Annotated in this window: 4 protein-coding genes; 1 reads left to right on the forward strand and 3 read right to left on the reverse strand. The window is 72.6% G+C overall.

Annotated elements, in window-relative coordinates:
• Positions 1–199 precede the first annotated feature (199 nt).
• The gene (locus tag K336_RS17225; RefSeq protein ID WP_028707155.1) at positions 200–781 is read left to right on the forward strand and encodes a hypothetical protein; all 582 of its coding nucleotides are present in this window, start codon (positions 200–202) and stop codon (positions 779–781) included.
• Positions 782–1121: 340 nt separating this feature from the next.
• Here K336_RS17225 and K336_RS0111920 read toward each other — a convergent pair whose 3' ends face one another.
• From K336_RS0111920 to K336_RS18745, 3 genes are read right to left on the reverse strand one after another with little or no spacing between them, the layout of a single operon-like run.
• On the reverse strand, positions 1122–3572 hold the full coding sequence (locus K336_RS0111920; protein ID WP_043151034.1) for a 3'-5' exonuclease: 2451 nt from the start codon (positions 3570–3572) through the stop codon (positions 1122–1124).
• Positions 3565–10077 (reverse strand): DEAD/DEAH box helicase, encoded by a 6513-nt coding sequence (locus K336_RS0111925; protein ID WP_028707157.1) that lies wholly within the window; start codon positions 10075–10077, stop codon positions 3565–3567. Before K336_RS0111925 ends, K336_RS0111920 begins: the two co-directional genes overlap by 8 nt.
• A gap of 4 nt (positions 10078–10081) precedes the next feature.
• Positions 10082–10465, reverse strand: a complete 384-nt coding sequence (locus K336_RS18745; RefSeq protein ID WP_155945102.1) for a hypothetical protein — start codon at positions 10463–10465, stop codon at positions 10082–10084.
• Positions 10466–10772 lie beyond the last annotated feature (307 nt).

The following is a 10772-nucleotide window of genomic DNA, read 5'->3' on the forward strand; positions in this document are numbered from 1 at the left end:
TGGTTCTGATTATTCGGTGTCGGCGTCGGATGCTTATCGGTCTGCCGGTGATGCCGCCGGCGCTGGTGGCGGATTCGTTCCAGCGGTCTCCGAGGGGCCGGGCCGGCAGTGGGCCCCGGCGGCGGCCGGGGACTGGGCCCCCGCCGGCTCCGGTGGCGGGGGCGGTGGGGATGCTCGTGTCGAGGAGTGCCGCCGGCTCGTGGCCGATCCCGACCCGGCCGTCACGACCAGCTGCCTCTACCCGGTCTCCCGCACCACCGGCCCGGACACCCCAGCAAGTAGCGCCCCGGCCGCCGGCCCGGCCGTGGACCCCGCCGAGGCCGCCCGCCGGGCGATCGCCTCACTCACCCTGACCGAACCGGGCCTTCTCCTCGACCCGGACCCCGCCGCCAACGAATGGGGCGCCACCGCAGTGGGATTCCACACCTGGTTCCACGCCCCCGACCCCGGCGTCCTCCACACCAGCGTCACAGCCGACGGCCTGACCATCGACATCACCGCCACACCCGGCACCCTCACCGTGGACACCGGCGACGGCCGCCGGCAGACCTGCCACCATACAGTTCCGTACCGCAACCCGGACGGAGTCAACGCCCCATCCCCGTACTGCGGACACACCTGGGAACACACCGGCGAGTACACGGTCACAGCGACCCGTACATGGAACGTCTCATGGACCGCCGCCGGCCGATCCGGGACCGACACCGTCACCCGACCCGCCGGCACTCGTGCCATCACCGTCATCGAACTCGTCTCCGTCCTCACCGAACCAGACCGATGACAGGAGGAAGCTTATTCACAGGGCCCCTCGACAGAAGTGCCACTCCTTGTCACGATCGTCTCTGTCGACGCCGCGAATAAACCTCAAGGATTGTCCAAAACAAGCGCGCCATCAAGGGAAACACCCAGCCAGAGTCGGATTCGCCAAGAGCCTTGAATAAGCTTCCCGGAGTCCGCCGGGAGATTCCCGGGGTGGCGCTGACTGTGCGGAGATTGCGAATTGACGAGCGATCACCGCACAGTGAGGCTCATTCACAGCACGACAGGACAAAGATCTGACAAGGGGGAACGCTCCTGCGAGCGACTCCTGTGAACAAGCCTCAGTGAAGCGCCGGGCCCGGCTACCGCCCCAGCAGCTCGCTGGCCTCGCCGCTCCAGACGACGACCAGCTCGTCACGGGCGCGGGAGGCGGCGACGTAGAGCAGGGAGCGCTCGCGCAGCATGGCGTCGTCGTGCTCGGCCTCGTCGTAGTCGTAGACGCGCAGAGCGGCGGGGATCGAGCCCCGGGAGACGTCGAAGAGCAGCACCTTGGCGAACTCGGTGCCCTTGGCCCGGTGCATCGTCATGACGACCGGACGGCCGGGCCTGACCCCGCCCTGGTCGACCGGCGTCACCGGGACGCCGCGCTCGGCCAGCCCGGTGACCACGAGGTCACGGGTCCTCCGGGCGCGGACGAGCACGGCCAGGGTCTCGGGGGCGGTGTCCCCGGCGTCCCGCCAGGCCCGCATCGTCTCGGCGGCCCTGTCGAGCTCGTCGGTCAGCGTGTCGGCCCTGATGAGCCGCACCCGGGGCCCGCTGCGGGCCGAGCGGTAGCCCTCGACGCTGTCCTCGGCCTCGTCGAGGTCGAGGTAGCGGCCGCCCTCGAGCACGTTCGTGGCCCAGCCGAGGATCTGGGCGGTCGTGCGGTAGTTGAGCGTGAGTCGGCGCGACCGGCCGCGGGTGCCGATGCCGTAGCGCGACAGCACGAGGCGGGCGCCGTAGATGCGCTGGTGGGAGTCCTCGGCGATGAAGATGTCGTCGGCCCCGTCGGCCACGAGGGCACGCACGAGGCGCCAGTGGTTCGCCGAGAGGTCCTGCCCCTCGTCGACGAGCACGTGGTCGGCGAGCGGGCCGGTCCGCTCCAGATAGGCGGCGGCGATGGCCGCGGCCTCGGCGTGGCTGATCGTCCCGGCGAGGCGGGTGTCGGCGCGGTAGCGCTCCACGACGGCCCACACCGCCTTGCGGGCGGCGCGGTTGAGCCGCACCCCGCGGCCGGCGCGCCGCGCCCTGAGGTATCCGGCCTCGTCGGTGATGAGATTCGGCAGGACGACCTGCTCGTACTCGCTGCTCAGGAACGCCGTGTTGCGCAGCCGCGGGGCGAGCGCCTCACCGGCGACGTCCAGCGCCTCGCGCCAGGCATTCTGCTCGTTGGTGCGCCCGGACAGGTCCGTGCGGCCGGCGCCGAGCACCGCTGCCGTCGCCTCGTCCAGACTCTCCCCCGCGCTCCTGAGCACGGCGGTGGCGAGCGCGTCGATGCCCGACACGTAGGCGCCGGGACGGCCGAGACCCCTGGCGGGGGTCAGCCCGGGGTTGAGCACGCGCAGGCCGCGGCCGAGTTCGTCGGCGAGGTTGCGGGTGAAGGTGGTGGCGATGACGCGGGCATCCGGGTTCTGCCGCAGCAGCGAGTCGGCCCGGTGCAGCACGACGACGGTCTTGCCGGTGCCGGCGCCGCCGGTCAGCCGGAACGGCCCGTTCCAGCGGCCCTCCGCGTAGCGGCGCTGGGTGGGGTGCAGGAAGACGCGCCAGGCGCCGAAGTCGCCGCCGTCGATGACGGCGCGCAGCTCGTCGACCCCCTCGATGACGGCGAACTCCATCCGGGCGGCCGGGGCCCACAGGCTGTCGACGATCGCCTCGTCGGTGTCCTCGACGGCGCCGCCGGTGTCGAGCCCGAGGTCCTCGCGGACGTCGTCGATCGACATCCCGGCGCTCAGGTCGATGAGCGCGTAGGCGCGCCAGCCCTCCAATTCCACTGCCAGGGTCATGAGGGCGTCCTCGTCGGGCAGGGCGACGGCCCGGGCAGCGAGCTCGGGACTGAAGCCGAGCCCGTTCACGAGCTCGTCGACGGTGGCGATGATCGCCGGAGAACGCTCCTCCGCCCGGGCCGCGGCGGGCCGCTCCCGGGGCCCCGTGTCCCCAGAGGACGGGTCCTCCGAAGACGGGACAGCCGAGGACGGGCCAGCCGGGAACCGCTCCCCCAGCCCCGTGCCCGCAGAGGACAGGCCCTCCGGGAACGCGCCCCCCGGCCCCTCGCCCGCAGAAGACGGGTCCTTCGGGGACGAGCTCGCAGAGAATGAACCCGCCGCGAGTGAGCCCCCCGCAGACCGGACAGCAGAGGACGAGCCCGCTGAAGAGCACTCCCCCGAACGAACCGCCGCGGACCGCTCCCGAGGCCCCTCGCCCGCGCCGGCCGGGTCCGTCCGCTCCGCCGTGTCGAAGTCGGGCATGCCGTTGACCGGGTTGAGGCTCAGCCTGGTCCGCAGGGCGATGTCGATCGCGTCGTCGTGGTTGTAGATGCCGTGCAGCACGTAGTAGCGCTTCCCGTCGGCGTCGAGCTGGAAGAGCACCGCCCGGTACTTCCGGTCGACCCGCCCGGTGCGCACCCGCGGGTCGGCGGCCCTCTCGATGGGTTCGATGTGGAGGCCCGAGGTCGAGTCGTCCTTCCCGAGCTTCTCGAGGAAGGTGTAGGCCTTCTGCTTGAGCGAGTTGTCAAGCCTGGTGGCCTGCTTGCTCATAATGATAAAGGATTCAACCATGATGTTCCCCCATCGCCTTCAGGATCTGTGCGGCGTCGGCGGGCAGCAGCCGCCAGCCCTCGGTCGCGAGATCGCCGACGTCCTGCTCGCCGGGCTCGACCATGACGGCCACGCGCTGCTTCGGCCACGACAGGTCGACGGGGATGCCCGGGCCGAGCTCCTCGCCCACCTCGGGCAGCGGCAGCCCGGCGCCGGCGAGCCTGCCGAAGAACTCGGGCGAGAAGCCGGCCTCGGCGCCCAGCTCCTGCTGGATGTCGAGCCACTCGGGAGCCAGCGCCGCATCCGCCGCGCCCTGCGCGGCCACGGCTTGGGCGGGGACGGCTCCGGCGCCCGTCGCCGCCAGGCTGCCGGCCGTGGCGATCCACGTCGGATGCGTGGGACCGCGCAGCGCCAGCGCGTTCGAGAAGCCGAGCCAACGCTGCCAGGCGTCCTTGAACTCCGGCTGTTCGAGGGCCTCGGGACCGTCGTCGAGGACGAGCACGGCGCCGATGCGCACCTGCGACTCCTCGACGGCGCGCACGAGCACGCCGAGCGGGCCGTCGCGCCACCACCAGGCGTCGGGGGCCCTGCCCTGCGCCTCCGCGCCACCGGCCGAACCATGCGCCGCCTCACCAGCCGGACGCCGTGTTTCCGCGCCGCCGACCGGGCCCGGCGGCCGCGCACCATTGGGGCCCTGCGACCGCACGCCATCAGGATCCCGCGGCGGGCGCGCGGCGTCCGGGTCGGCCCAGCGGAAGGAGCCCTGCGACTGCGCACCGACGAGCAGCTCGCGGGCGACCCGGGGCATGGCCGCATCGTCGCCGACGGCGCACGGCTCGCCCCTGGTGAACAGGCACATGGGCGCCGCCGAGCCGAAGGCCTCGAGGTCGTTCTGGGCCTCGCCCGGCGCGGTCATCCAGTGGCGCAGGATGCCGAAGGGCCCGTCGAGCACGGCCTGCTGGGTGCCCTGGCCGAAGGTGAACGGGGGCAGGTTCTTCGCGCCGTCCATGACCCGCTCGTCGAACCAGAAGGGTCCCTCGGCCGTGGCCCGCTCGTCCGGGGGCTGTTCGAAGGCGTTGATGTCGTCCATGGTGACGGCGAGCACCGGGGTGCCGGCCTCGCGCAGGCCCTGCCGTTTCGCCGCGTCGTCGGCGAGCCGGTTGGCGTCCGCGGTGGCGTGGAAGGCGAAGCCGTCGGTGAAGATCGCCAGGTCGGGCCCGCCGCCGCCGCGGAGCACGAAGTCGGGGCGGCTGTCGAGCACGTTGACCTGCGGTTCGAGCCGCCAGGTCAGCGGGCCGAAGCCGGCGGTGATGATGTTGCCCCTGCCGGTCACCTGTTCGTGGCAGACGCCGCCGGCGGCCTCGACCATCCGGGTGAAGGCCCGGCGGAAGCGCTTCTCGAGGAAGGACTCGTCGTCCCGGTCGATGTGCGGGGGCTGGTCGGTGATCCGCCAGCCGGGCTGTGAGCCGGTCTCGGCCTCGCCGCCGAGCAGTTCGCGCAGGCTGCGTTCGGCGCTGGTGCGCGACACCAGGTCGAGGTCCTGGAAGTCGGCGAAGGGCAGCAGGCAGCGGTGGCAGGCCAGGCGGCCCTCGTCGCGGCAGGGGCAGTCGCGGACGGCGAGGTAGGCCTGCGTGAGGATCTGCCAGAGCTTGTCGGGGCGCGCCACGTCGGCCAGGTAGCCGGTGCCGCCGGGCACGAGGTCGTGGATGAGCAGGCCGTCGGCGACCGGCCGGCCCGGCCCGGCCGACGCGTTGACGCTCGCCACGCCGAGGTGGTCGGGCGAGCCGCCGAAGGCCCTCTGCATGCCGAGCCGCAGGGCGGCGCGCAGGCTCGGGATGGCGTAGAGGTCGCCTGCGGCGGTCTGCCAGGGCAGGGTCATGAGGAGGCCCTGGGTGGTCAGCGAGCGGCTGAGGACGATCTGGCGGGCGTGCTCGTCGAGGTCGTTGCGGTGCCGGCACCAGGGGTGGTGCTCCCGGGCGGAGTTCGAGTTGGGGTCCTGGTCGAGGTGCCCGCAGCTCTCGCAGACTCGGAACAGCGGCGCCTCGACCCGGTGCCCGCCGATCCGGCGGGTGGGGCCGGGCCTGCGCGGGCCCAGGTTGAGCCAGGCCAGGTCGAGCCGCTGGGCGTAGGCGACGCCGAGGCCGACGTCCTGGGCGTACCAGCGCTCGGTGACGTGCCGGGGGTCGATGTCGGCCATCGGCACGACGGTGAAGCCCGCCCTGGCTCGCTCCTCGTCGGTGTCGTCGATGCGCGAGCCGTCGCGGCTCACCTGCGCTGAGGCCCGGGACAGCTCCACCACCTGGTACTGCTGGCCGATGTCGGCGATGCCGGTGCCGGCGCAGCGGGGGCACCTGGCCGGCTGGGCGCGGCCGCCGGTGACGTCCTCGCGGTAGCCGCACTCGGGGCACAGCGCCCAGGTGCGCAGGTGCTGGCCCTGGTTGCCCAGGTCGACGCTGTCCACCTGGATGCGGCGGCCGTCGACGTAGAAGGTGGCGCCGGGCGCGAACTCGCGCAGGGCGCGGGCGGAGCCGCGGGTGTAGGTGTACGGCTCGTTCCTGACCTCGTGCGCGTCCTCGTCGAACCAGCTGATCTGCACGTCGAGTTCGACCTGGTCGTCGATGAGCGTGTAGTTGGGCAGCAGCCCGTGCAGCTCCAGCGGCTGGATCCAGTAGGCCTGGCGGCGTTCGGCGAGCTGCCTGCCCAGATAGCGGCGGGCGGCCTCGGCCTCGCGGACGGCGCTCTGCTCGTCGCCGCCCTCGCTCGCCCCGGCGGCGAGGGCGTGCAGGTGCGGCAGGGCCTCGTCGATGTCGGCGCGCCGGCGGTCGAGGTCGTCGAGCTCGGCGTCCCACCGGTCGACGGCCCGCTCGACGTACCGGGCGAGGCCGCTCGTCGCCGGGCCGCCATCCGGCCGGGCCCAGGCGCGGAGCTCGTCGACGAGGCCGTCGTCGAGGATTCCGTCGAAACCCGCCGCGAAGCGGTCGACGAGCCGGTCGGGGTCGGCCTCGGCGCGCTCGACGATGTCGGCGAGCAGGCCGCCCGGGGCGAGGGTCATCGTCTCGTCGGCCCGGCTCGGGCTCGTCCCCGTCTCGCGGGCGCGGGCGTCGGCGAGGGCGGCGATGAACTGGCGGCGCACGATCTCGACGGCGTTGAGATAGGTGGCGGGCGGGCGCACCGCGCCGTTGATGAGCGAGGCTGGGTCGTTGAGGCGGGGCAGGTGCTCGCCGCGGCCGGTGACGAGCGCCACGTCGAGGGCGTTGCCGTTGGCGCGGCCGGCGCGGCCGACGCGCTGCACGTAGCTGGCGACGCTGCGCGGCAGCGAGGCCAGGAACACGGCCGACAGGTCGCCGATGTCGATGCCCATCTCGAGGGTGGGCGTGGCGACGAGCACGTTCGGGGCGCCCGGGTCGGCGGAGCCGTTCTTGAACCCGCTCTCGTACTGCCTGCGCAGGGAGGCCTCGACCAGGGAGGTGTGCTCCTTGGCGACGACCCGCTCCATCCGGCCGCCCGTGTACATGCGGCGGTAGAAGTTGCCGGGGCCGGCGGGCTCGGCCGACAGGCGGCCCGGGCAGCGGCCGACGAGGCAGGGCCCGCCGGCGAGCTCGCGCACGCTGTCGGGGCCAGCGCTGTGGCGGGTGCGGCAGACGTCGCAGCGCAGCATCATCACCCGGTCGCCCCGGTCGTCGGGCGCGGCGGCCACGGCGATGCGGCGGGCGGGGACGGCGAGGGCCCGGTCGCCCGCTCCCCCGCCGGCGATGGCGCGGCCGACGACGACGCCCTCCTCCTCGAGGGCGCCGAACAGGGCCCGCATGAGCGCGCCCGCGTGGCCGGCGTCGACGCCGAGCACCCGGGCGGTCCAGCGGGCGTACCAGGACTGGGGGACGGTGACGGGGTCGAGCAGGCTCCTGGGCCCGGGCCTGCCCAGGCGCGGGAAGGCGGGCGTGGAGCGCCACGGGGTGAAGGCGGGCATGGCGTCCTTGGGGCGGCGCCCGCCCCAGATCTCGTAGGGGGCGCCGTCGCGCTCCATGAAGCGGCCGAACCACTCGTGGTCGATGGCGCCCTGCATGCGCATGCGTTCGAGCACGCCGCGCACCCAGCGCACGCAGGTGGCCTCGTCGAGGCCGACGAGGGCGCCGTTGAGCTGCTGCTGGGACGAGCCGGTCAGCACCCGGCGGGCGAGGGCGGCGATCGAGGCGGCCGGGCCGGCGTCCACCTGCGCCCAGGCCGTGCCGGTCTGCTCGAGGGTGCGGCCGTAGCGCGAGACGAGGCCGAACTCGAGGGAGGCGTCGAGCAGCAGCCGCTTGCGCACCGTGTCGGCGAGCCCCGGCGGCACGGCCGAGGGCGCCCCGGCCCAGTAGGGCCGGAACTTCTCGTTGTCGGCCATGGACGGCGGCAGCAGCCGGTGGCGGGCGCCCGGGTCGTCGCCGGCGGCGGCGATGACGGCGTCGACGAGCCGGTCGAGGCCGCACGGCTGCTCGCTCAGGCCCGAGCGCAGCATGGTGCGCAGGGCCAGGGCGCGGGAGCGGGCGGTGACGAAGCCGGCGCGGTGGGCGGCGTCCTGCACCGAGTCGGTGAAGACGAGGGCCTTCTTCTCGGCCTGGTCGAGGTCCCGCTCGCCGAACAGGGTGGACAGGCTCACCGACAGCAGGGTGGCGATGGCCGAGCCCTGGAATCTGATGGCGTCGTCGGCGCCGCAGCTGGGGCACTGGTCCTTGGCGGAGCGGGCGTCGGCGTCGGGGCCGGTCAGGGCGAGCACGGGCAGCGGCCGCGAGTCGGGGTCGGCGGCGTCGTCGGCGCCGGGGGCGGCCGTGAAGGCGCGGTTGCCCGGGTCGAACCAGGCCAGGCCGGGGGGCCGGCCGTCCTCGTCGGCGTCGAGGGCGCCCTCGCGGGGCGCGCTGATGAGGGCGCGGAAGCGTCCTTCGCGGCGGGCGTGGCTGCCGCGGATGGTCTTGTCCTTGTCGGGGGCTGCGAGGGCGGTGCCGGTGGTGGCCAGCAGCACGCCCCAGCCGCTGCGCCCGCAGCGGCGGCAGTAGACGGCGGGGAATGCGGGGGCGGCCTGCTCGGGCGCGCCGTCGTCGGCCCAGCGGAAGCGCGGCACGTCGGCGGCCTCGCGGTCGATGCGGGTGAGCTCGCGGATCCACAGGTGGGTCTCGGTGCTCGGGGCGACGCGGCCGAGGGCGGTGCGCAGGTGGGCGAGGGCGGCGTGCAGGTCGAGGATGAACTCGCTGCGGTCCGCGAGGGAGTCCGGGGCGCCGGGCAGCAGGGTCTCGGCGAGGTCGCGCACGGCGGTGGCCCGGGCCGTGGCCTTCAGGTAGGCGCGGACGAAGGGGTGGGCCTCGGCGAGCAGGAGCTGCTGCTCGCCGGTGTACCGGTAGCGCCGGTCCTGCACGTTCGGGTCGGTGTACTCGTACATGCCCGCGAGGAGCCGGCGGCAGCGGTCGGCGAGGGGCAGGTCGCGCACCTCGTCGGCGAGCCGGGCGGCCGTGACGGAGTTGACGGTGACGGGCCGCACGCGCATGCGGTCGAGCCCGGCGGCGGCGCCCTCGGCCCACTCCTCGTGGTCGAGGCGCCTCTCGCGCACGACCGAGTCCTCGTCGAAGTCCTCGCCGAAGACCTGCCGGGCGAAGTCGCGCATGGCCCGGTCGGAGTCGGCGCCGTCGTCGGCGCCGAGGGTGGCCGAGGTGCCGATGGGGACGACGGGCCGCAGCGGGTGGGGGCCGTCGCCGGCGGGCCGGGTGCGCCGGGCGTCGAGGGCCCAGGCCAGGCGGCGCAGCAGCATCGCCACGTCGGTGCCCTGGGCGCCGTCGTAGGTGTGGAACTCGTCGAGCACGAGGTACTGGAGCGAGTCGGCCGAGGCCTCCCAGAGGCGCTGGTCGCCGCCGCGCAGCAGCAGCTGGTCGAGCATCTTGTAGTTGGTGAGCAGGATGTCGGGCGGGTCGTCGCGGATGATCCGCCGGTCGCCGATGAGCCCGCTGTCGGTGACCCGCGTGCCCGAGCCCGTGGCGTCGTCGCCGGTGTAGAGGCCGGCCCTGACCCCGCCCAGGGCGGGTTCGGCGGTGATGAGGCGGGCGAGCCGGCCGGCCTGGTCGTCGGCGAGGGCGTTCATCGGGTAGAGGATGAGGGCCTTCATGCCGGTGACGCCGGCGGCGTTGGCGCGGATCACGTGGTCGAGGACGGGGATGAGGAAGGCCTCGGTCTTGCCCGAGCCGGTGCCGGTGACGACGAGGGTGGGCTGCGGGCCGCCGGGGCGCGACGAGTCGAGCCGCTCGAAGGCGGCGGCCTGGTGGGTGTAGGGCTGGAAGCCGGCGGGCATCCAGGCCAGCGCGTGCTCGGCGCGCGCGGGCGCCGGAGCGAAGGGCATGCTCGTGCGCAGGTAGGGGCCCTTGAAGATGCCGTCGGCGGGGTCGGTGAGGAAGGCGCTCAGGCCGGCCTGGGCGTCGTCGTCGGACAGCGCGAAGGTGGTGACGAGAAAGTCGGTGAGCGCGTCGCGCAGGTGGCCTGCGACCAGTGGCGGGCAGAGTTCGGTCATAGGATCACTTGTTTTCTTCGAGCGTTACACCGAGCTTGCGCGCAAGCGCCTTGGCCAGCCCGCTCAGCATGGGCGCGAACTCGGGATTCAACATGTCATCATAATTCCTCAGATTGTTACATTCTTCAGATATATATTTCTTCACTGACGACGACAGGGAAGCGTTGTACACCTTTCCAGAGTTCATGAAATCTCTTTTTATGCGGACAGCAAAAGCATCGCAACGCTCACCGAAATCATGGTCTGGCATCGAGAGAGAAACGTCAAATTTCTCTTCGATCAAAGGATTGAATATCTTCCAGTTTAACAAGTCTTCAATCGTTGCACTCTTATATCGTGCGTTCACGACAGAAGTGACGTTAGTTTCACTACAAAGAAGCTTATTCATAGGGATGATCTAAGCTGTTGTCGATGGTTTCGTGGAGGCGTGTCGCAGAAGACGAAGGGCGGCCTGCCCCGAGATAATTAATGCGTGACAAGAAACTATCAAGGAACAGGCCGCGGGCCCCATGCTATCACACGACTGACCCGAACCCAGATGCACGACCTGTGCCGGAGAATCCACGCGGCAACCGGCGGTGATCTGCCGTCGGCCGGTTCACGGCGGCTCGGCCCCCACCAGAGCGTCCGGCTCGTTCTGGCCAGTCTGCGTCACAATCTTGAACAGGAGCTCCTCGCTGAACTGTTCGGGATCT

Origin of the sequence: Propionibacterium acidifaciens DSM 21887, from assembly GCF_000426605.1 — a bacterium.
Classification (GTDB): domain Bacteria; phylum Actinomycetota; class Actinomycetes; order Propionibacteriales; family Propionibacteriaceae; genus Propionibacterium; species Propionibacterium acidifaciens.